Origin of the sequence: Mesorhizobium sp. CA10 (genome assembly GCF_020165285.1) — a bacterium.
Lineage (GTDB): Bacteria > Pseudomonadota > Alphaproteobacteria > Rhizobiales > Rhizobiaceae > Mesorhizobium.
Window position 1 is genome coordinate 40,665 of sequence record NZ_JAIUHV010000003.1, and the last position, 20,905, is coordinate 61,569.

17 protein-coding genes and 1 pseudogene are annotated in these 20,905 nt (G+C 64.0%); 10 read left to right on the forward strand and 8 right to left on the reverse strand.

Annotation, left to right across the window (positions count from 1 at the left end; genetic code table 11):
* Positions 1 to 32: 32 nt before the first annotated feature.
* Positions 33 to 620, reverse strand: coding sequence for a helix-turn-helix domain-containing protein (locus tag LB535_RS07175; protein WP_224600936.1), 588 nt, complete (start codon positions 618 to 620; stop codon positions 33 to 35).
* 231 nt (positions 621 to 851) lie between these two features.
* On the opposite strand from LB535_RS07175, the gene LB535_RS07180 reads away from it, so the two are divergent.
* Positions 852 to 1,556, forward strand: coding sequence for a nitroreductase (locus tag LB535_RS07180; RefSeq protein ID WP_095764905.1), 705 nt, complete (start codon positions 852 to 854; stop codon positions 1,554 to 1,556).
* 14 nt (positions 1,557 to 1,570) lie between these two features.
* On the opposite strand, the gene LB535_RS07185 is transcribed toward LB535_RS07180, so the two are convergent.
* From LB535_RS07185 to LB535_RS07205, 5 genes are all read right to left on the reverse strand, one after another.
* Entirely contained in the window at positions 1,571 to 2,953 is a 1,383-nt protein-coding gene (locus LB535_RS07185) for an MFS transporter (RefSeq protein WP_224631707.1), read from the reverse strand.
* 225 nt (positions 2,954 to 3,178) lie between these two features.
* Complete coding sequence (soxG, locus tag LB535_RS07190; RefSeq protein WP_224632075.1) at positions 3,179 to 3,766, reverse strand: sarcosine oxidase subunit gamma family protein; 588 nt, start codon at positions 3,764 to 3,766, stop codon at positions 3,179 to 3,181.
* 7 nt (positions 3,767 to 3,773) lie between these two features.
* The gene (locus tag LB535_RS07195; RefSeq protein ID WP_224631708.1) at positions 3,774 to 6,767 is read right to left on the reverse strand and encodes a sarcosine oxidase subunit alpha; all 2,994 of its coding nucleotides are present in this window, start codon (positions 6,765 to 6,767) and stop codon (positions 3,774 to 3,776) included.
* Complete coding sequence (locus LB535_RS07200; protein ID WP_224600939.1) at positions 6,764 to 7,039, reverse strand: sarcosine oxidase subunit delta; 276 nt, start codon at positions 7,037 to 7,039, stop codon at positions 6,764 to 6,766. Before LB535_RS07200 ends, LB535_RS07195 begins: the two co-directional genes overlap by 4 nt.
* A gap of 15 nt (positions 7,040 to 7,054) precedes the next feature.
* Positions 7,055 to 8,314, reverse strand: a complete 1,260-nt coding sequence (locus tag LB535_RS07205) for a sarcosine oxidase subunit beta (protein ID WP_224631709.1) — start codon at positions 8,312 to 8,314, stop codon at positions 7,055 to 7,057.
* A 194-nt stretch (positions 8,315 to 8,508) separates the two neighbouring features.
* Here LB535_RS07205 and LB535_RS07210 point away from each other — a divergent pair, with 194 nt between their 5' ends.
* The 9 genes and pseudogenes from LB535_RS07210 to LB535_RS07250 all read left to right on the forward strand — a co-directional run bounded on the left by LB535_RS07210 (position 8,509) and on the right by LB535_RS07250 (position 19,238).
* Positions 8,509 to 10,998: a mechanosensitive ion channel family protein gene (locus LB535_RS07210; protein WP_224631710.1), complete on the forward strand. Its 2,490-nt coding sequence runs from the start codon at positions 8,509 to 8,511 to the stop codon at positions 10,996 to 10,998.
* Between the two features lie 291 nt (positions 10,999 to 11,289).
* Positions 11,290 to 11,553, forward strand: a complete 264-nt coding sequence (locus LB535_RS07215; RefSeq protein WP_095764911.1) for a hypothetical protein — start codon at positions 11,290 to 11,292, stop codon at positions 11,551 to 11,553.
* Between the two features lie 108 nt (positions 11,554 to 11,661).
* Positions 11,662 to 11,832, forward strand: a pseudogene (locus tag LB535_RS07220) (FkbM family methyltransferase); the annotation flags it as partial.
* Between the two features lie 143 nt (positions 11,833 to 11,975).
* A complete protein-coding gene (locus tag LB535_RS07225) occupies positions 11,976 to 14,537 on the forward strand; it encodes an FAD-dependent oxidoreductase (protein ID WP_224631712.1) in 2,562 nt (853 codons plus the stop codon).
* Between the two features lie 130 nt (positions 14,538 to 14,667).
* The gene (locus LB535_RS07230) at positions 14,668 to 15,609 is read left to right on the forward strand and encodes a phosphoribosylaminoimidazolesuccinocarboxamide synthase (RefSeq protein ID WP_224631713.1); all 942 of its coding nucleotides are present in this window, start codon (positions 14,668 to 14,670) and stop codon (positions 15,607 to 15,609) included.
* A gap of 76 nt (positions 15,610 to 15,685) precedes the next feature.
* Positions 15,686 to 16,528 (forward strand): DUF1194 domain-containing protein, encoded by an 843-nt coding sequence (locus LB535_RS07235; protein ID WP_224626015.1) that lies wholly within the window; start codon positions 15,686 to 15,688, stop codon positions 16,526 to 16,528.
* A 133-nt stretch (positions 16,529 to 16,661) separates the two neighbouring features.
* A complete protein-coding gene (locus LB535_RS07240) occupies positions 16,662 to 17,612 on the forward strand; it encodes an ABC transporter substrate-binding protein (protein ID WP_224601869.1) in 951 nt (316 codons plus the stop codon).
* 61 nt (positions 17,613 to 17,673) lie between these two features.
* Positions 17,674 to 18,450 (forward strand): ABC transporter permease, encoded by a 777-nt coding sequence (locus LB535_RS07245; RefSeq protein ID WP_224631714.1) that lies wholly within the window; start codon positions 17,674 to 17,676, stop codon positions 18,448 to 18,450.
* Positions 18,447 to 19,238, forward strand: a complete 792-nt coding sequence (locus LB535_RS07250) for an ABC transporter ATP-binding protein (RefSeq protein ID WP_224631715.1) — start codon at positions 18,447 to 18,449, stop codon at positions 19,236 to 19,238. The genes LB535_RS07245 and LB535_RS07250 overlap by 4 nt, the downstream gene beginning before the upstream one ends.
* A 20-nt stretch (positions 19,239 to 19,258) precedes the next feature.
* On the opposite strand, the gene LB535_RS07255 is transcribed toward LB535_RS07250, so the two are convergent.
* Together LB535_RS07255 and LB535_RS28790 are read right to left on the reverse strand one after the other, a co-directional pair.
* Positions 19,259 to 20,197: a GlxA family transcriptional regulator gene (locus tag LB535_RS07255; RefSeq protein WP_263482302.1), complete on the reverse strand. Its 939-nt coding sequence runs from the start codon at positions 20,195 to 20,197 to the stop codon at positions 19,259 to 19,261.
* Between the two features lie 307 nt (positions 20,198 to 20,504).
* Positions 20,505 to 20,639: a hypothetical protein gene (locus LB535_RS28790; protein ID WP_140749884.1), complete on the reverse strand. Its 135-nt coding sequence runs from the start codon at positions 20,637 to 20,639 to the stop codon at positions 20,505 to 20,507.
* Positions 20,640 to 20,905: the final 266 nt, after the last annotated feature.

Consider the following 20,905-nt stretch of genomic DNA (forward strand, 5'->3'; position numbering starts at 1 on the left):
AACCGCTTCGCACTTTTGGTTGACATGCATTGTCAGTATACCGGTGGCGAAACCACCCAGATGACCACTGCCGGCTCGGCGCCGGGATTGCGCCAGCGGAACGGCTTGCCCTCGAAGCGGAACGAGTCGCCTTCGCCGAGACGATGCCAGACGCCGTCGATCTCGATCTCGAATGTGCCCGACGCGACATAGCCCGCTTCTTCCGTCGGGCGGCGCGTTTCTGTTTCCAGCTCCGCGCCCGGCGCGAACACCGAGCGCAGCATCTCGAAGCTACCGCCGAGATCGGGCGACAGAAGCTCCTCCACCAGGCCGGATTCGCTTGTGCCAAGCGAACGGCGGCTGCCGGCGCGCACGACCACGCCGCGTTCCTGCTCGACAGGCGCGTCATGGCTGAAGAACAGGCTGATCGGAACATCGAAGAGGCTGGCGAATGCCCGCAAGTCACCCAGCGAGGGAACCGAGAGGCCGCGCTCGACCTGGCTGACCCAGCCGACCGACCGGCCGAGCTTGAGGGCGATCTCGGCCAGCGTGAGGCCGCGCGCCTTGCGAAGCGCACGGATGTCGCCGGCCAGCAGCCGGTCGCCATTGTCCTGCTCCGATCTGGCTGTAGTCGAGCTCAAACGTATCTCGTGAAAAAATCCGTGTAAATTTCATGAAGCGCAAAGTCATGAAAAAATCAAGGAGATTTTCATAACCCGCAAGATTTACTTGCGCGATTTTTGAGGTTGAGGCAAAGCCACGATCACGAACGGCGAGTGGGGACGTCCGGTCGGGGACCAATACAGTTTAGTGTCTGCGGATGGTCGCCATGGAACCGGTTGCAGTTCCGGCCATGCGCGAAGGGACGGCCCATGCTGGAGAAGAATAGCCGAATCGCCATGGACGCGGCGATCGTCGACGATGCGATCCTGTCGCGCCGGTCGGTGCGCGCGTTTCTGCCCGATATGGTCGATGACGATACGATCCGCGCGATCCTGGCGGTCGCCGCGCGCGCGCCTTCGGGCACTAACATGCAGCCCTGGCGCGTCTATGTGACCAAGGGCGAGGTCAAGCAGCGCATCAGCGACGCCATCCTCAATTCCGGCATCCGTGCCGAAAAGGCGGAGTGGGACGAGTACCGCTACTATCCCGACCAGTTCTTCGAACCATATCTCACGCGCCGCCGCGCCAACGGCTTCGGGCTCTATGGCGTGCTGGGCATCGGCCGCCGCGAAGTCGACAGGATGCGCGCCCAGCACGACCGCAATTTCATCTTCTTCGACGCTCCGGTCGGCATGATTTTCACGATCGACCGGAGGCTGAATCAGGGCTCCTGGATCGACTACGGCATGTTCCTGCAGAACATCATGGTCGCGGCGCGGGGCAGGGGACTGCATACCTGCCCGCAGGCGGCCTTCGCGCCCTATCACCGTCAGATCAGGCCTGTGCTCGATATCCCCGACGAGGAGATCGTCGTCTGCGGCATGGCGCTGGGCTATGAGGACACATCCAAGCCGGAGAACGAGTTTCGCACCGACCGCGCGCCCCTCGAGGACTGGGTGACGTTCGCGAAGTAGCGTCGGCGGAGGCGTCAGTCGGTGCTCATATGCGCGCCATGGCCGCTGACATGGGCGCCGTCCTGCGGCGTCAGCCTCAGATAGGCCGACAGCGCGCAAAGCGTGATCAATCCTTCGATGACGAACAGGATGCGGTAGTCGTTGATGCCGGCCTTGCCGCCGCCGGCAAGCAGCGACAGCAGCGCGGCCGCGAGGCCGACGCTGATCGCCACCGCCAGCTGCCACAGGATGTAATAGAGCGCGCTGAAGCGCGCGAGCTGCTCCGGCGCGATGTCCGAATAGGAGAGATTGCCGGTCGAGGCCCATTGCACCGAGCGGAAGACGCCGAAGGCGAAAATATAGGCAAGCACGATCCATGCCGGCAGGCTCTCCTGCATCAAGGCGAAGCCCGCGACCAGCAAAGCGACGATCGGCGTATTGGTGACCAGCACGCGCTTGAAGCCGAAACGGTTCAAAAGGCGCGGCATAAAGAAGCGCATGATCAACGACCCGATCGCGGCCACGAAGGTCAGCGATCCCGCCTGCACGGCGCTCATGCCGAAGCCGAGCTGGAACATCAGCGGCAAGAGGAAGACCACCGAGCTCAGGCCGATCGTGTCGAGGCCGCCGCCGGTGAGGAAGGAGATGCGGAAGGTGCGGATGCGCAAGAGATTGAGGTCTAGCAGCGGGTTGCGCGCGCGCAGGCAGTAGAAGGCGGCAACCGTCAGGATAACGATCGCCAAGCCGAGTTCCAGCGCCATACCGCTGGCGGCCACATCTTTCGCGGCGACCGAATCCATGCCGAAGACCAGAAGCGTCATGCCGCAGCCGACGAGCAGGAAGCCAGGCAGATCGAACGGCGTGCGCACCGGCTTGGTCGTCGTCGGAAACAGAGAGGCGGCCAGCAGCGCCGCGGTCAGCGCGATCGGGATGTTGATGTAGAAGATCCAGCGCCAGGAGACGTAAGTGGTGAGCGCGCCACCGACGAGCGGCCCGACCAGCGGCCCGGATTGGCCGGCGAGCGAAATGTACATGTTGATCTTCAGCGTGCGGTCGCGCGGGAAGCTCGACAGGATCACGACCTGACCAAGCGTGCCCATCAGCGCGCCGCCGCAGCCTTGCAGGGCGCGCGAGCCGACCAGCATCCAGATGTTTTCCGAAAGGCCGCATAAGGCCGAGGCGCCGGCGAAGACGAGCAGCGCCAAGCAATAGACGTTGCGCAGCCCAAAACGGTCGGCCAGCCAGCCGCCGAGCGGCATGGTGACGATGAGGCTGGCGACATAGACGGTGATCAAAAGGCCAAGCTGGCTTGGCGGCCGGTCGAGGCTCTCGCCGATGCCGGGCAGCGCTGTGACCACGACGTTCTGGTCAAGACTGGTCATGAACACGCCGCAAGCGACGGTTGCCGGCAACAGCATCGACGGACCCTCCGCCGGAGCAAAGCGGGTCGTGGCCGTCGCCGAAGTCTCAACAGTCATGGAAGGGTATGGTCGAACTGGTTGCCGGTGCGGACGTTTGCCCTGGCAAACGCCCGTGATTCCTTACCTATCGCGCTGCTGGCCCAGCGCTCAAGCAGCAGTTGTAGCCGTCGATAATGCCAGATGCCGCCTGGACCAATGCTAAGCCAGCAACGCCCGAGCGGGCTATTGCACTTCGTAACCGACTTCCTCCGAGGCGTGGCACAAGGCCTTCCAGAAGGAGCGCGCGAAGGAGCGGAAGACGTAGATGTCGAACTGGTCTGGGCCGCTGCGCTGGATCTGGGCGAAGATGTCGTGATGGTTGGTCGAACGTCCGGCGCCGAGTGGAAAGGCCGGCAAGGCGAAATCGATAGCGAAGAACTTCGCCATCACCCATTCAGCCTTCGGACCGGCGATGCGGATCGCGGTACGGCCATGCGAGAGGTCCGTCAGCGTGCCGGTGGCCGGCGTGATGGCGCCGGCGAAGGCCGCGGCCAGGCCTTCGGCCTCGTCCACCACGGTGAATTTTCCCGGCGCGAAGCCGAAGGCGGCACGCGCGCCGTTGCTCACGCCGCCGCCGGCGCCGTCGGGCAGGGCAAGGCCCGTGACCCTACCGATAACTTCAATCAGCCGCTTCTCTTCGCCCGGCCATGCGGCGAGCTGCAGGATCGAGCCTTGCCGCGTCTCGGACAGGATGACATCGACGCCATGTTCGAAATTGCCGTGCGAACCCGGATGATACTCCGGCTCAAGCGGCGATTGGCGTTCGGGCAAATGTTGCTCAGCCATGCATGCGGCTCCCGTCCGGATCGTAGAAATGGTTGGAGACGATCTCGACCGGCCCGAACCGGTTGCGCAGCGGGTCGGAGACGAAGGCGCGGGTCCCCTGACGCGCCTTGCCGCCCTTGACTAAGGCCAGGGCGACATATTTGCCCAGCGCCGGCGAATAGCAGCAGGCGGTGATGTGGCCGAGCGAGTCGTGCGGATTGTCCTCGTCCAGTTCCTCGACGATATGGCCGCCGCCGTTGAGCGGCCGGTTGTCGAGGGCGATCAGGCCGACCAGCTCGAGCCGGTCGGGCGCGATCAGGCCTTCGCGGTCCATCATGGCCGAGCCGATGAAGGGCTTCTTCTTCGACAGCATCCAGTCGAGATGGAGGTCGCGCGCTGTGGTGCGGCCGTCGATCTCGGCGCCGGTGACGTGGCCCTTCTCGATGCGCATCGTGCCCAGCGCCTCGAGCCCGTAGGTCACAAGGCCAAACGGCTTGCCGGCCTCGATCAGGGCCTCCCAGACGCGGGTGCCGTAGCCGGCGCCGGAATAGACCTCGAATGCCATTTCGCCGGAGAAAGACAGCCGGCAGATCATCACCGGCACGCCGGCGATCCGGCCGTGGACGATGCCCATGAAGGGCAGAGTAGCGTTGTCAACGGCGGTGCCGGTGACGCAGGAAGCAAGGATTGGCCGCGCGTTCGGCCCGCCGATCGCCGCGCCCGCCCATTCGTCCGTGACGGAGGTGACGGTGACCTTCAGCTCCGGCCAGATGACGTCGAGGAAGTATTCCAGATGCTGCATCACCTTGCCGGCATTGGCGGTGGTGGTGGTCATCAGGAATTCCTGCTCGCCGAGCCGCCAGGTGGTGCCATCGTCGAAGGCAAGCCCGTCCTCGCGCAGCATCAAGCCGTAGCGGGCCTTGCCGACGGCCAAAGTGGAGAACATGTTGGTGTAGACGCGGTCGAGGAACTCGGCCGCGTCCGGCCCCTGCACGGCGATCTTGCCCAGCGTCGAAACATCGACGATGCCGGCGCTTTCACGCGTCGCCCTGGCCTCGCGGACATAGGCCTGCTCGACCGTCTCGCCGGGAAGGCCGTATATCATCGGCCGGTACCATAGGCCGGCCGAATACATGGTTGCGCCATTGGCGATGTGCCAGTCGTGCATCGGCGTCAGCCGCTCGGGCTTGAGGTCGCCGAAACGCTCGGCTGCAAGGGAGCCGATCGAGACCGCCGTGTAAGGCGGGCGAAAGCGCGTCGTGCCGACTTCGGGGATCGGCTTGCCGAGCGCCTCGGCCATGATCGCCAGGCCAGGCACATTGGAGTTCTTGCCCTGGTCTGTCGCCATGCCGAGCGTGGTGTAGCGCTTCAGGTGCTCGACCGATACGAAGCCTTCGCGATGCGCCAGCCGCACGTCCTCGGCGGTGACATCGTGCTGGAAGTCGACGAAGCTCTTGCCCTTGGCCTTGATCTCGAAGACCGGCGCCGGATCTGGATCGCCTGGGGCGGCTTCGACGATCGGCAGGGCTGCGGGCGCCGCCGTTCCGCCGGCGGCCGAAACGCCGGCCGCGCGGCCCTCGGCGATGGCTTCGGCGGTGGAGAAGCTGCCGGTGAAGGCGCCTGCGCCGATCCAGCGCTGCGTCGGCTTGGGCGGCAGGAACGCCTGCCTGGCCGGGTCCCATTCAGCCTTGGCGCCCGCTTGGCTGGCGAGATGAATGGTCGGCGACCAGCCGCCCGACATCAAAAGGCTGTCGGCATGGATGCTGCGGGCATCGCCGCTGAGCGCACCGCTTATGGCGTCGAAGCGCTGCACCTTGAGACCGGCAAGGGCCTTGCCGCCCTCGGTCGCAACCACGGCGTGGCCGTCCAGCAGCTCGGCCTCGGCCTCGCCGGCGAGCCGGCGCATGTCGTTCGAGACGTCGGCGCGGACATCGACGATGGCAACAATGGTCGCGCCGGCCTTCTTTAACGCAACGGCCGAGCGGTAGGCGCTGTCGTTGTTGGTGAAGAGCGCGATGCGCTGTCCCGGCAGCACGCCATATTCATTGACGTAACGTTCCGCCGCATGTGCCAGCATGACGCCGGGACGGTCGTTGCCCGGAAACACCAGCGGCCGCTCGAAGGAACCGGTGGCGAGCACCACCGTGCCGGCGCGGATCGCCCAGTAGCGCTGGCGCGGCTCGCCCTTGGCTGGCGTTTCCTTATGATCGGTCACCCGTTCGAGGGCGGCCAGCGTGTTGCCGTCGTAATAGCCCCACACCGTCGTGCGCGGCAAAAGCCGCACATTGTCGTTGCCTCCGAGCTGCGCGACCGTGCGCTGGGCCCATTCGGCGGCAGGCATGCCGTCGATGGTTTCGTCCGACCAGTTGGCGGAGCCGCCAAAATGGGCTTCGAGATCGGCGAGGATGACGCGGGCACCCTGGTCGGTGGCGGCTTTCGCCGCCATCAGGCCGGCCGGACCGGAGCCGACGACCAGCACGTCGCAAAAGGCGTTCATGCGCTCGTAGCGAGACGGATCGGGAGCGGTGCCAGCCTTGCCAAGGCCGGCGGCGCGACGGATGAAATGCTCGCAGAACATCCAGAAGCGCGTGCCCTTCAGCGGGCCGATCACCGGCCCCATGAAGGTCTTGTAGTAGAAGCCGGCCGACAGGAGCTTGCCGCCGAGCTGGTTGAGAGCGCCGATATCCCAGGCGAGCGAGGGGGTACGGTTCTGGCTGACGGCGACGAGCCCGTCATCGATTTCAACCATGGTGGCGGCGATGTTGGGCTCGCGCACCTCACCGCGCAGCACCGTCACCAGCGCGTTCGGCTCCTCGACGCCGGCGGCGAGCAGGCCGCGCGGGCGGTGATATTTGAACGAGCGGCCGAACAGCGTCACGCCATTGGCGAGCAGCGCCGAGGCCAGCGTGTCGCCGGCATGACCGGTGTAAGGCGCGCCGTCGAAGGTGAAGCGGATGGTGCGCAGCCGGTCGATCCGGCCGCCGGTCTCTGTGCGGCGGGGGCTCACGAGCGGCCCTCCGCCCTGTGGCCGCGAGCGAAGGCGGTGCTCAGTATCTCATGCGTGAGCGTGTTGCGCACGACCCTGAGATGCGCGCGGCAACCGCCGGAATGCTGCCAAATCTCGTTGTGATCGCCGGCCGGATTCAGCCGGTCGTAGACATAGGCGTTCCAGGCGTCGAGGTCTTGCGAGGCGGGCTGCGGCCGCTCGCGGTTGCCGTCGCCCTGGTAGGTGAATTCGATAACGTCGCGTGGGCCGCAATAGGGACAGGTGATCAGCATTTTTCAATCCAAACCCTAGTGCAATCTGGGCGTCGCGCCCTGGCCTTTGTCGTCGATGACCAGGCCGCGGTGGAAACGGTCGAGCGTGAAGGGCGCGTTGAACTCGTGCGGCTCGTCCTTGGCAATGGTGTAGGCAAAGCACCAGCCGGAGGCTGGCGTCGCCTTGAAGCCGCCATAGCACCAGCCGCAATTGAGATACATGCCCGGCAGCGGACCAGTGGTGATGATCGGCGAGCCGTCCATCGTCATGTCGCACAGCCCGCCCCAGGAGCGCAGCATGCGCACGCGCGCCAGGCCGGGAAACAGCGCCACCATCTCGCTCATCACCTCGTCGACGATCGGCAGGCTGCCGCGCTGGGCGTAGCTGTTGTAGCCGTCGAGGTCGCCGCCATAGACCAGGCCGCCCTTGTCGGACTGCGAGATGTAGAAATGGCCCATGCCGAAGGTGAGAACGGTGTCGACGACAGGCTTCAGCGATTCCGAGACGAAGGCCTGCAGCACATGGCTTTCGATCGGCATGTGCGAGATGCCGGCAAGCTGCATGACGCGGCCGGTGCTGCCGGCAACCGCAAGCGCGACCTTCTTGGCGCGGATTTCGCCGCGCGTCGTCGAAACGCCAGTGATGCGGTCGCCGTCGCGCAGGAAGCCGGTGACCTCGCAATTCTCGATAATATCGACGCCGCGCCGGTCGGCGCCGCGCGCATAGCCCCAGGCGACCGCGTCGTGCCGGGCCGTGCCGGCGCGCGGCTGCATCAGCCCGCCAAGGACGGGAAAGCGCGCTGACCCGGAGACATCCAGCGCCGGGACAAGCCGCTTGATACGGTCGACGCTCATCAGTTCGGCGTCGACGCCGAGATGGCGCATGGCATTGCCGCGCCTGGCATAGTCATCGAGCTGGGCTGGCGTGTGCGCGAGGTTCAGGCAGCCGCGCTGCGAGAACATAACGTTGTAGTTGAGGTCGTGCGAGAGATTCTCCCACAGCTTCATCGAATGTTCGTAGAAGCGGGTGTTCTGCGGCAGGAGATAGTTGGAGCGCACCGCCGTGGTGTTGCGGCCGACATTGCCGGAGCCGAGCCAGCCCTTTTCCAGCACCGCGACGTTGGTGATGCCGTGTTCCTTGGCGAGATAATAGGCGGTCGAAAGACCATGGCCGCCGCCGCCGATGACGATCACGTCATAGGAAGCCTTGGGGTCCGGCTTGCGCCAGGCGGGCTTCCAATCCTTGTTGCCGGTCAGCGCGTTCTTGAGCAGCGAGAAGGCTGAATATTCCGCCATTCTTCCTATCGTCCTTATGATGCGAGGCGGCAGACTATAGAGCAGGCGGGAAGCGCAAAGCCAAGATTGCGCCATCGCTTTTCGACAGGCCGACTATCGCCGGCACGATCGGGACGGCTTGCCGCCCGATATGCCGGTCTTTATCAAGGGCGGAAATTTCGAGAATTTTTCGGCCGCGAGTCGCCAACAAAATCATGTTCTTCCGCCTGCTGCGCCTGCTTCTGGTCGTCATCGTCGCTGTCTTCGCGCAGCCGGCGCTGGACGCGTCGGCGCAGGCGATCGGCCATGGCTCGTCGCAACTCATCGCCGACCAGACGAAGGCCATCCAGGACCTGACGGCCAGGACCGACGGCCTGGAAAAGAAACTGAGCGACCCCGACCAGGACGATGCGGGGCTCGTCGACATCCGGTTGCAGCTCGAGGATATTTCGCGCGCGGCGCTGAACAGCGCCCTGGCATTCCGGCAGCGCCTCACCGACATCAACAATCGCGCGGAGGTTCTCGGCCAGCCGCCAGCGCAGGGGCAACCCCCGGAGCCGGTGATCGTGAGCAACGAGCGCGGCGCGCTCGCCACGGAAAAAGCTCAGATCAACGCAGTCGTCGCCAGCGCGCAAAACCTGTCGATTCGCGTCAACGGCTTGGTCGACAAGATCGCCGTCATGCGCAGCGAGCTTTTCCGCAGCGTCATCACCAAGCACTACGACTTGACGGACGCACTGAGCCCGCAGGCCTTTTCCGACGCGCATGACCAGTTCACGGGCCTTTACAAGGCGGTGTCGTCGTGGGCGAGCTTCGCGGTCCGGTTCAAGTTCCAGGCGATCCTCGCGGCGACGCTTATGGCGCTGGCGCTGGCGGCGGTGCTTTTGATCGGCGGCCGGCGCCTGTTCGGCCGGATATTCGAGGCCGACCCGACCGTGGAGGATCCTTCCTATCTCAGCCGGCTGTCGGTGGCGTTCTGGTCGACGCTGCTGCCGACCCTGGCGCTCGGCGTCTTCTTCGCCTCGGCCGTGTTCTTCTTCAACTATTACAATGTGCTGCGCGGCGATATCGGCACGTTCCTCAATGCCTTGCTGACGGTGATCGCCATGGTGTTCTGCGTGAACCGGCTGACCAACGCTGCGCTAGAGCCGCGCCTGCCCAATTGGCGCCTGATCCCGGTCGCGACCGGTTCCGCGCGCTGGCTCGTCGGACTGACGACCGCCATGGCGCTGGTACTCGGGTTCAATTACTTCCTGTCGGTCGTCAACGAGAAGATGGGTTCGCCACTTTCGCTGACGATCGCGAGGGGCGTTGTCGCCAGCATCATCGTCGGCGTCATCCTTGTGCTGATGGGGTTGCTGCGGCCGTTCAGGGCGGCCGACGGCTCATGGCGCCCCTGGCCGGCCTGGCTTCGTTTCATCGCCATCGGGCTCGGGCTGTTCACCATCGCGGCGGCGCTGCTTGGCTATATCGGCCTGGCGCTTTTCGTCTCGTTCCAGGTCGTGGTGACCGGCACGGTGCTGGTGACGGCCTATATCGGCTTCCTGTCGGCACGCGCGATCGGAGAGGAGGGCGGCTTCGCCGACACTTCGGTCGGGCGATGGCTTTCGGAAAACTCCAGCTACGAGGATACCGCCCTCGACCAGCTCGGGCTGGTCGTCAGCATCGCCATCAACCTGATGATCGTGGTGGTGTTCCTGCCGCTGATCCTGTTGATGTGGGGCTTTCAGCCCGGCGATATCGAGGCCTGGGCCTACAAGCTGGCGACCGGCGTCACGATCGGTTCGGTGACCATCTCCTTTCTCGGCATCCTCAGCGGCATCGTCGTATTCGTCATAGGCTATTTCCTGACGCGCTGGTTCCAGGGCTGGCTGGACGGATCGGTGATGGCGCGCGGCAAGGTCGATGCCGGCGTGCGCAACTCGATCCGGCTCGGCGTCGGCTATGCCGGCGTGGCGGTCGCGGGCCTGGTCGGCATCTCGGCGGCAGGTATCGATCTTTCCAATCTGGCGCTGGTTGCCGGCGCGCTTTCGCTGGGTATCGGCTTCGGCCTGCAGAACGTCGTCTCGAATTTCGTTTCGGGCCTGATCCTGCTTGCCGAGCGGCCGTTCAAGGTCGGCGACTGGATCGTGGCGGGCGACGTCAGCGGCACGGTGCGGAAGATCAGCGTGCGTGCCACCGAGATAGAGACCTTCCAGCGGCAGGCGGTGATCCTGCCCAACTCGAACCTCATCAACAATGCGGTCGGCAACTGGACGCATCGCAACAAGCTCGGGCGCATCGACATCAAGGTCGGCGTTGCCTATGGCAGCGACGTCAAACGCGTCCATGCCGTCCTGATGGATATTGCGCGCGCCCATCCGATGGTGCTGAAGAATCCCGAACCATTCGTTCTCTTCGCCAATTTCGGGGCGGCCGCGCTCGAATTCGAGATCCGCGTGTTCGTCGCCGACATCATGAATGGCAGCGTCGTCCAGAACGATATCCGCTTCGCCATCTTCGATATCTTCGAGCAGGAGCAGATCGAGATACCCTCGACGCCGCGCGCCGTGGTCGAGAGCAAGAAGCACGAAGCCTGGCCGATCGACGACGACAAGATCGAAGCCGAATTCGCCGAGCGCGAAAGGCTGGAGGCGGAAGCCGCGGCCGAGCGGGAACGGCTGGCCAAGATGAAGCGCAAGGGCCGCAAGCCGGACCCCGGCTGAGGTGCGTTGATATTCAGGTGAGGCCGGCCTGCAAATGGCAGTTTCCTGCGCTTCCGGTGCTCACGTACTTCAAGTACGCTCTGCTCCGGTTCTCGGAACCCGCCATTTTCGGCTCGGCCTGACCTGAATTTCAATACACCTGGACGACGGCTTATCCGACAGCGAAACCGATTGTGGCATGAATGCGGCATTCAGTTGCGGTTCAGGTAACATCTCATATAAGCTTCGATGCAAAGGGCGAGAATGCCTTGCAAATTTGAACAGAGGCGGTGTGCGAACACCGGAATTGCAATGTGGAAGTCTGTCGTTGCCGCCATCGCTTTGCTGGCCCTGGGCGGTTCGGCTTTCGCCGCCAGCGCGATCAACAGGGACGCTCAGACGCGGACCCTGGTCGTGACCGAAGGCGGCGCCAAGAGCGAGCTGACGCTTGCCGCCGGCGAGACGGTGGAGTTCTGCTCGAGCGGCTGCTTCGTCACCCTGCCCAATGGGGACCTCGAAGCCCTGACCGGCTCGGAAACGGTCGAAATCTCGGGCGGCGCGGCCCGCATCAAGTAACCGTCCCCGCAAGATTGGCGGGGCCAGATTGGCAAAGGCCGGACCGATGTCCGGCCTTTTATCGTTTCCGGCAGCCGACGCTTAATGATGACGGCGAAAAACCGGTAGGCCGACTGGATGGTGTTCGAGCAGCTCGACCTTGAGCGCTACCGCCCCGGCATGATCAAGATCGAAGTCGGCACGCTGCCAGCCGCCGAGATCGGCCAGGTCGTGGTCAAGCTGAAGACTGCCGGCTACCAGGTCGGCTTCCAGGCCGAGGACATCTGGGCCTTCGCCTAGCCAAATTCATCTCAGCGTGCCGGGTCGCGCCGTACCTGCGGCGTGTCGCAAACAGGCGGTAGCTCAATCCGCGTCCTCTGCATATTGTGCGCCATTCGAAGGGCGCGCAAACGCGCCCGTCCATCATTCCGGAGTCGCGGGCTATGGCAGAGTTTCCGAAAAAGGCGAAGGTCGTCATCGTCGGCCTGGGCGGTATCGTCGGCGCTTCGGTCGCGCATCACCTGATCGAGCGCGGCTGGGACGACATCGTCGGCATCGACAAGTCGGGCATCCCGACCGATATCGGCTCGACGGCGCACGCCTCGGACTTCTGCTACACGACCAGCCACGACTTCCTGTCCTGCTGGACGACGCTCTACTCGATCGATTTCTACGAGAAGATGGGCCACTACGCCCGCGTCGGGGGCCTCGAAGTGGCGCGTGTCGGCGACGACGCCCGCATGGACGAGATCAAGCGCAAGATCGCCTCGGCAAAATCCTTCGGCACCCGGGCGCGGCTGATCGAGCCGGCCGAGATCAAGAAGAAATTCCCGCTGATCGAGGAGCATCTGGTGCAAGGCGGCCTGTGGGATCCGGATGCCGGCCTCGTCATCCCGCGCTCGCAGACGGTGGCCGGCAAGCTGGTCGACCAAGGGGTTGCCACAGGCAAGCTGCAGGCCTTCGCGAACACCTCGGCCAAGGAGCTGGTCGTCGAGAACGGCCGCATCAAGGGCGTGGTGACCGAGCGCGGCACGATCGAGGCCGATTATGTCGTGGTTTGCACCGGCATCTGGGGCCGGCTCACCGCGGCGCTGGTCGGCGAGGACCTGCCGGTCATGCCGATCGACCATCCGCTGACATTCTTCGGCCCCTACAACGAGTTCGCCGGCACCGGCAAGGAGATCGGCTGGCCGCTGCTGCGCGACCAGGGCAACTCTGCCTATATGCGCGACACCGGCGACCCGAAGACCGCCGAGGGCGGCCAGATCGAATGGGGTTATTACGAGGAGACCAATCCGCGTCTGTGCCATCCGCGCGATCTTCTCGAAAAAGACCAGGCGCGGCTCTCGCCGTCGCAGCGCGACCTCGACATGGAGCAGATCATAGCGCCGCTGGAGCGCGCCATGGAGCTGACGCCGATCCTCGGCGAGCTCGGCTACAATGAAGGCCATTCCTTCAACGGCCTGCTGCAGGTGACCACCGATGGCGGCCCGTCGATGGGCGAAAGCCAGAAGGTGAGGGGGCTGTGGTATGCCGTCGCCATCTGGGTCAAGGACGGCCCGGGCATGGGCAAGCTGATCGCCGACTGGATGACCGACGGCCGTACTTCGATCGACCATCACGCGATAGACTATTCGCGCTTCTACCCGCACCAGACCAAGGAACAGTTCATCTGGGATCGCTGCACGGAAACGGCGATGAAGGTCTACAATCCGGCGGTGCATCCGCGCGAGCCCTTTTCCAAGGGCCGCTACATCCGCCGCTCGCCGTTCTACGAGCGCGAGAAGGAACTCGGCGGCTATTTCATGGAGTTGGGCGGCTGGGAGCGCGCGCATGGCTACGCGGCCAACGAGCATCTGCTGGAGAAGTATGGCAACCGCGTGCCGGTGCGCGAGAACGAGTGGGACAACCGCCACTTCTGGCGCGTCTCGAACGCCGAGCACCTGGCGATGAGCGAGGATTGCGGCATCGTCAACCTGTCGCATTTCTCGATGTATGACATCGAGGGACCCGACCATGTCGCGCTGCTGGAATGGCTGTGCGCGGCCAAGATCGGCGGCGACAACAATATCGGCAAGGGCATCTACACCCACTTCCTCGACGAGGAAGGCATGGTGCGCGCCGACTTTACCGTCATCCGCATGGCCGATCGGTGCCGGCTGATCGACGGCGCCGACGCCGGCCCGCGCGACTTCCGCTACATGCAGCGCACCGCGCAGGACAAAGGCTTCGACGTCACCGTCACCGACGTGACGGAGAAATACGTCACCATCGGCATCTGGGGACCGAATGCGCGCACGACCCTGCAGAAAGTGGTCGAGGATCCGAACGGGCTGACGCCGGAGAATTTCCCGTTCGCGGCAATCAAGCCGATCCGCATCGGCGGCAAGGACGTCACCGCCTTCCGCATCTCCTATGTCGGCGAGCAGGGCTGGGAATTGCATATGCGCTACGAGGATGGGCTCGCCGTCTGGGACGCGCTGCGCTCCACCGGCGTCATGCCTTTCGGCGTCGAGACCTATGCCAACACGCGCCGCATGGAAAAGAGCCTCAGGCTGCAGAACGCCGATCTGCTCACGGAGTACAATCTGCTTGAGGCCGACCTCGCCCGCCCGAAGGTCAAGGACAACGACTTCTGCGGCAAGGCCAAGCATCTGGAGTATCGCGCCCGCGAGCATCAGCCGGCGATGCTGTGCACGCTGGTAATGACCGACAACAAGGACGCCAAGGGCGTCGCGCGATATCCAGTCGGCACCATGCCGGTCCTCGATCCCGCCACCGGCGAGACGCTGGTCGACGAGCTCGGCCGCCGCTCCTTCACCACTTCGGTCGCCTACGGCCCGACCATCGGCAAGAACATCGCGCTCGCCTATCTGCCCTGGGACTATTGTCAGGAAGGCCGCAAGCTCAACGTGGAATATTTCGGCGAGACCTATCCGGTCGAGGTGGCCGGTGTCGGCTACAAGCCGCTCTACGACCCGGAGAACCTCAAGCCGCGGAGCTGACAACCGGCGCAATAGCGGCAACTGGTCGGAAAAGCTTGGCCTTCCTCGGAAGGCCTTCAAGCTTGGCTTGATGTGCCGGGGGCCAGCGGCTTATGTGGCCCATCAGCAGCCCGCGAAAGCAACACGCCCCATGCGCATCCTGTCCGACGCCTTCATTCCCGAACTGCCCAACCGCTACAATGGCAAGGTGCGTGAGAATTACGATCTGCCGGACGGGCGCCGCATCATCATCGCAACCGATCGTCTGAGCGCGTTCGATACGATCCTGGCCTCGATCCCATTCAAGGGGCAGGTCCTCACCCAGACGGCGCGCTACTGGTTCGAGGAAACAGCCGACATCTGTCCCAATCACGTGCTGGAATATCCCGATCCCAATGTCGTGGTTGGCAGGCGGCTCGACATGCTGCCGGTCGAGATCGTGGTGCGCGGCTATCTGGCGGGGACCACCAGCACCTCGATCCTGACCAAATACAGGAAGGGCGAACGGAGCTTCTACGGTCACACCTTTCCCGATGGGCTGCGCGACAATGAAAAGCTGCCGCAAGCAATCATCACCCCGACCAGCAAGGCCGCCAGCGGCGGCCATGACGAGCCGCTGTCGGAAGCCGAGATCATCGAACAGCGGCTGCTCACGCAGGCGCAGTGGGACACGGTATCGCGTTATGCGCAGCAGCTGTTCGCGCGCGGCCAGCAGCGCGCCGCCGGACGCGGCCTGATCCTGGCCGACACCAAATATGAATTCGGCACCGCGCCGGACGGCGCCATCGTGCTGGCGGACGAGATCCACACGCCCGACAGCAGCCGCTACTGGATCGCGGCGAGCTACGACGAGGCATTCGAAAGCGGCGGGCGGCCGCAGAGTTTCGACAAGGATTTCGTCCGCTCGTGGGTGTCGGCGCGCTGCGATCCCTACACGGATCCGATTCCCAAAATTCCCGACGAGATCGTCAACCAGGCCTCGGCGGTCTATATCCAGGCCTACGAGGCGATCACGGGCGCGGAATTCGTGCCCGACCTTTCCGGTGACAGCGTGCTGGAACGCATCCGTGCGAATCTCGCGCGGTATTTTTGAACGGTTCCGCGGCGGCGGAATCCGATGCCCGGATTCCCGGCTTTTGCGCGCGGCGATTTTCGCCTAACCTTGCTCCATGTCTGCTTATGCCCGTGCAAGGCATATTTTTTCAGGCAGTGCCGCGCTGGCGCTGGCGCTCTGGCTGACACCGGCAGCTTCTCCTGCCGAGCCTGTCGATGTCGAACTGGTGCTGGCGGTCGATGTTTCGCTCTCGATGTCGCCGGCCGAGCTTGAGATCCAGCGTCATGGTTATGCCGCGGCGCTGACGCATGACAATGTGCTGAAGGCCATCGCCGACGGCGCCTACGGCAAGATCGCGGTAACCTATGTCGAGTGGGCAGGCACGACCTGGCAGCGCGTCATCGTGCCGTGGACGGTGATCGCCAACCGCGCCGATGCCGAGAAGGTGGTGGCGCAACTCGATGCCCGTCCGCCGGACAGCGCCCGGCGGACCTCGATCTCCGGCGCGCTGAGCTTCGGCAGCGATCTGTTCGCCGAGAGCGGATTCCAGGGAACCAAGCGCATCATCGACATCTCCGGCGACGGGCCCAACAATCAGGGCGCGCCGGTCGACCTCACGCGCGACGAGGTGGTCAGGCAAGGCATCACCATCAACGGGCTGCCGCTGATGACGCGCGGCGGTTTCAGCGGCGCCTTCGACGTTGAGAATCTCGACCGCTATTACAGCGACTGCGTCATCGGCGGACCGGGCGCCTTCATGATCCCGGTCAATGACTGGACGCAGTTTCCCGAAGCGATCCGCCGCAAGCTGGTGCTCGAGCTTGCCGGTCCCGCTTCGCTGCAATGGGCGGCGCAAGAGGCGGCGCATCCGCCGGTCGTGCTCGCCGACGACGGGCCGGCCGCGGATTGCCTGGCGGGCGAGAAGATGTGGCGCAACCGCGGCTGGGGCACGCCGTGAGCAATCGAGAAGCCCCTCAAGGTCCGCCGGCGGGCGTCGGATTGGATCATCGTCGAGTGCGGCTTCCGCTTCATTGACAAGCCTTTTGGGGTCTGTGAGACAATTCGCGCTCACCGCAAAAAGGGGAACCACAATGGTAAGAACCACCATTTTCGCGGCGGCGCTGACGGCGGCCGCCGTGCTCAGCGCGCCGGCGATGGCTGCGACGTCGCTCACCATCGGCATCAGCGGCTGGACCGGCTTCGCGCCCCTGACCTTGGCCAAGCAGGCGGGGCTTTTCGAAAAGCACGGGCTCAACGTCACACTCAAGAAAGTGCCGCAGGCGAGCCGTCCGCTGGCCATCGCCAGCGGCGACCTGCAATGCGCGGCGACCACGGTCGAGACCTGGATGGTGTGGAACGCCAGCGGCGTCACCACCAAGCAGATCTTCCAGCTCGACAAATCCTATGGCGCCGACGGCATCGTCGTGCGCAACGACATCAAGAGCGTCGCCGATCTCAAGGGCAAGAATGTCGCCTCGTCCGCGCCCGGAACCTCGCCCTATTTCCTGCTCGCCTGGGTGCTCAACAAGAACGGCATGTCGACCAAGGACGTGACCGTCGTCAACCTGGAGCCGGACGCGGCGGCGCAAGCCTTCCTCGCCGGCCAGAACGATGCCGCCGTCACCTATGAGCCCTTCATCTCAGCCGTGCGCGACAAGGCCGACCAGGGCCACATCCTGGCGACCACGCTCGATTATCCGATGGTGATGGATACGGTCGGCTGCACGCCGGACTTCCTCAAGGCCAATCCCGATGCCGCCAAGGCGCTCGCCGACAGCTATTTCGACGCGCTCGACATGATCAAGAAGGATCCGCAGAAATCCTACGAGATCATGGGCGCCGACGTGAAGCAGTCAGCCAAGGAGTTCGAGGAGTCGGCCAAGTACCTGAAGTGGGCTGACAAGGCCGAGAACAAGCAGTTCTTCACCAAGGATTTTCAGGACTTTTCCAAGACCGCGGCAGAGCTGCTGCTGCAAATGGGGCTGATCAAGGAAGCGCCGGATGTGTCGACGCTTGCAGACACCAGCGCGATCGCCGACTGATCGCGTATCGCCCGATCGGCGGCGTGACGCCGCCGATTCCTCCTCTCAAGGACTTTTCCTGATGCTGCGCCCCTTGCATCCCGTTGCGCCGGGCACGCGAACCGTGCTCGGCGTCGCCTTCTTCGTGCTGTTCGTGGCGTTCTGGGCGTGGATCACGCTCGGCAGCCATGTGAACCGGATCTTTCTTGCCGATCCGCTGTCGATGCTGAAGGATGGCTGGCGGTTGCTCGTCGAAGACCGGTTCTGGCTCGATATCCTGATCACTATCTGGCGCGTCTTCGGCGGCTTCGTGCTGGCGTCGATCGTGGCCGTGCCGATCGGCATCGCCATGGGCGCCTGGAAGCCGGTCGAAGCCTTCCTCGAACCGTTCGTGTCCTTTGCGCGCTACCTGCCGGCGTCGGCCTTCATCCCGCTGCTCATCCTGTGGGCCGGCATCGGGGAGCTCGAGAAGCTCCTGGTGATCTTCGTCGGCTCGGTGTTCCAGATCATCCTGATCGTCGCGGTCAAGGTCGGCGGCACGAGGCGGGACCTTGTCGAAGCCGCCTACACGCTGGGAGCGACCGACAATGGCATCGTCAAGCGCGTCATCATGCCGGCCAACGCGCCGGAGATCGCCGAGACGCTGCGGCTGGTGCTCGGCTGGGCCTGGACTTATGTCATCGTCGCCGAGCTGATCGGCTCCTCGTCGGGCATCGGCTACATGATCATCAACAGCCAGTCGCGGCTGGCGACGGGGCAGATCATCTTCGGCATCATCGTCATCGGGCTGATCGGGCTGTTGTCCGATTTCGCCTTCAAAGCGCTCAACCGCTGGCTCTACCCATGGAGCCTGGCGTGAGCAAGCTTCTGATCGAGGGCGTTTCGCGGACCTTTGCCGGGGTCAGGGGCGGGGAGCCGGTGCGAGCGCTGCAGCCAGTTGAGCTGTCCGTTTCGGCGAATGATTTCATCACCATCCTGGGGCCGTCCGGCTGCGGGAAGTCGACGCTGCTGAGGATCGTCGCCGGGCTGGAAGCGCCGAGCACCGGCCGCGTGCTGCTCGACGGCAAGGCGGTCACCAGGCCGGGACCGGACCGCGGCATGGTGTTCCAGTCCTACACGTTGTTTCCCTGGCTGACGGTTGCCGAGAACATCGGTTTCGGCCTGCGCGAGCAAGGCAGGCCCGAGCGCGAGCGCAACGAAGTCGTCGCTTCCTATATCGATCTCGTCGGTCTGAAGGGTTTCGAGAACCATTGGCCGAAGCAGCTGTCGGGCGGCATGCAGCAGCGCACGGCGATCGCGCGCGCCTTGGCCAACGATCCCGCGATCCTGCTGCTCGACGAGCCGTTCGGCGCGCTGGACAACCAGACGCGCGGGCTGATGCAGGAATTGCTGCTCGGTATCTGGGAGCGACGCAAGAAGACGGTGCTGTTTGTCACCCACGACATCGAGGAGGCGATCTTCATGGCGTCGCGGGTTATCGTGATGAGCGCCCGGCCCGGCCGCATCAAATCGGACGTGCCGGTCGACCTGCCGCATCCGCGCCTCTACACGCTGAAGACCAGCCCGGAATTTTCCGCGCTGAAGGCGCAACTCACCGAAGACATCCGCATCGAGGCGATGCGGACCGCGCAGACGCAGTCCGCCTAGACGACTTCGCCTCTGCCTCCTTAAGCTGCCAGCAACTGCTTGCGGTCGACGCGCTCCTGCTGCGGCGAGCGGGCGTAGAGCTCGCGGTAGCATTTGGAGAAATGCGAGGCGGAGACGAAGCCGCAGGCCACCGCCACTTCGACCACCGGCAGCGACGACTGGATGAGCAGGTGCCTGGCGCGGTCGAGTCGGATCTCCAGATAGTAGCGAGCGGGCGAGCGGCCCATCTCGGTGCGGAACAGGCGCTCGATCTGCCGGCGGGAAAGATCGACATGGTCGGCGATCTCGATCAGCGACAGCGGCTCGGCTAGGTTGGCTTCCATCAGCTCGATGATGGTGAGCACCTTCGAGTTCTGAACGCCGAGGCGGGCGCGCAGCGGCAGGCGCTGGCGATCGGTCGGGCTGCGCACGCGGTCAGTCAATACCTGCTCGCAGACGCGGTTGACGAGGCTTTCGTCGAAATCGTCGCCGATCAGCTTCAGCATCATGTCGAGCGCGGCGGTGCCGCCGGCGCAGGTGTAGACGTTCTGGTCGACCTCGAAGAGGTCGGCAAAGACATTGGCCTTCGGGAATGCCTCGGAAAAGCCCGGCAGGTTCTCCCAATGGATGGCGCAACGCTTGTTGGACAAGAGGCCGGCCGCGGCCAGGATATGCGCGCCGGTGCATAGGCCGCCGACGGCGACGCCGCGATTATATTCTTCGCGCAGCCAGGCGAAGGCCGACTTGTTGTGGTAGCGCTCGACATTGATGCCGCTGCAAACGATCGCCATGTTCGGCCGATCCGGCCCAGCCATCTTCTTGCGCTCTTCCTCGAGCGAGGTGTTGACGGCGCATTCGACGCCGTTCGAAGCGCGCACCGGTTTGCCGTCGATGCTGGCCAGCCGCCAACGATAGGCTTCGTAGCCGAGCATCCGGTTGGCCGAGCGCAGCGGATCGAGCGCCGTCGCAAAGGCGATCATGGTGAAATCGGGAATGAGGAAGAATACAAACGATCTCTTGATCGGATGCTTTACGGCATTCACGGGAAACCTCACGCAGCCATGACGCGAACAGGATGTCGCGAACAGCATAGCGACAACAGGAAAAATCATTCCTGTCAATCGGGTAGGCGGCTAAGTGAAGATTAAATTTGCGACATGGGTCGCAAATGGGCAATTCAGCTGGGCATAAAGCTCCATCGCCCGGGCAATGCAACGTCAACGCACATGAAAACGCCGCCTCGGTTCAACCGGGCGGCGTTGAATTCAGCTTCGGATGCCGATTGCCTCAGGCGACGAAGCCGAGACGGGCAGCATTCATGGCGCCGGTCTGGCCGGGCATGGTCTTGGCGAGACGCTGACGCTCGAGAGCGGTCGTCAGGTTCATTTCGCGGCGGGTGAACAGGCGGGCAAAAAGCTTCATCATCATCTCCATTCGGTTGCTCAGACGGGTCGCCTTCGCTTGATGGAGTGGGGCAGCTCGTTTGCTGGCGTGGATATAGGCTCGCTTCAGCAAAAACTAAATCGCAAAAGCGAAGCGCTTGTTATGAAAAGCGACATCATTTGCGACTTTTTTAGGCGGTGTGCTCAAAATTTCCGATAATTTACAGCGGCTTAATTCGAAAATTAACCCGCTATGCGACTTGTTCATATGCGTCATGCAGCGGCCGCATGGCTGGAAAAGTCATT

Coding starts and splice junctions, on each gene's coding strand:
- LB535_RS07180 (WP_095764905.1), top strand. CDS start 852: ATGCTGGAGAAGAATAGCCGAATCGCCATGGACGCGGCGATCGTCGAC.
- LB535_RS07185 (WP_224631707.1), bottom strand. CDS start 2,953: ATGCTGTTGCCGGCAACCGTCGCTTGCGGCGTGTTCATGACCAGTCTT.
- LB535_RS07200 (WP_224600939.1), bottom strand. CDS start 7,039: ATGCTGATCACCTGTCCCTATTGCGGCCCACGCGACGTTATCGAATTC.
- LB535_RS07205 (WP_224631709.1), bottom strand. CDS start 8,314: ATGGCGGAATATTCAGCCTTCTCGCTGCTCAAGAACGCGCTGACCGGC.
- LB535_RS07210 (WP_224631710.1), top strand. CDS start 8,509: ATGTTCTTCCGCCTGCTGCGCCTGCTTCTGGTCGTCATCGTCGCTGTC.
- LB535_RS07215 (WP_095764911.1), top strand. CDS start 11,290: ATGTGGAAGTCTGTCGTTGCCGCCATCGCTTTGCTGGCCCTGGGCGGT.
- LB535_RS07225 (WP_224631712.1), top strand. CDS start 11,976: ATGGCAGAGTTTCCGAAAAAGGCGAAGGTCGTCATCGTCGGCCTGGGC.
- LB535_RS07230 (WP_224631713.1), top strand. CDS start 14,668: ATGCGCATCCTGTCCGACGCCTTCATTCCCGAACTGCCCAACCGCTAC.
- LB535_RS07235 (WP_224626015.1), top strand. CDS start 15,686: ATGTCTGCTTATGCCCGTGCAAGGCATATTTTTTCAGGCAGTGCCGCG.
- LB535_RS07240 (WP_224601869.1), top strand. CDS start 16,662: ATGGTAAGAACCACCATTTTCGCGGCGGCGCTGACGGCGGCCGCCGTG.
- LB535_RS07245 (WP_224631714.1), top strand. CDS start 17,674: ATGCTGCGCCCCTTGCATCCCGTTGCGCCGGGCACGCGAACCGTGCTC.
- LB535_RS07255 (WP_263482302.1), bottom strand. CDS start 20,197: ATGATCGCCTTTGCGACGGCGCTCGATCCGCTGCGCTCGGCCAACCGG.
- LB535_RS28790 (WP_140749884.1), bottom strand. CDS start 20,639: ATGAAGCTTTTTGCCCGCCTGTTCACCCGCCGCGAAATGAACCTGACG.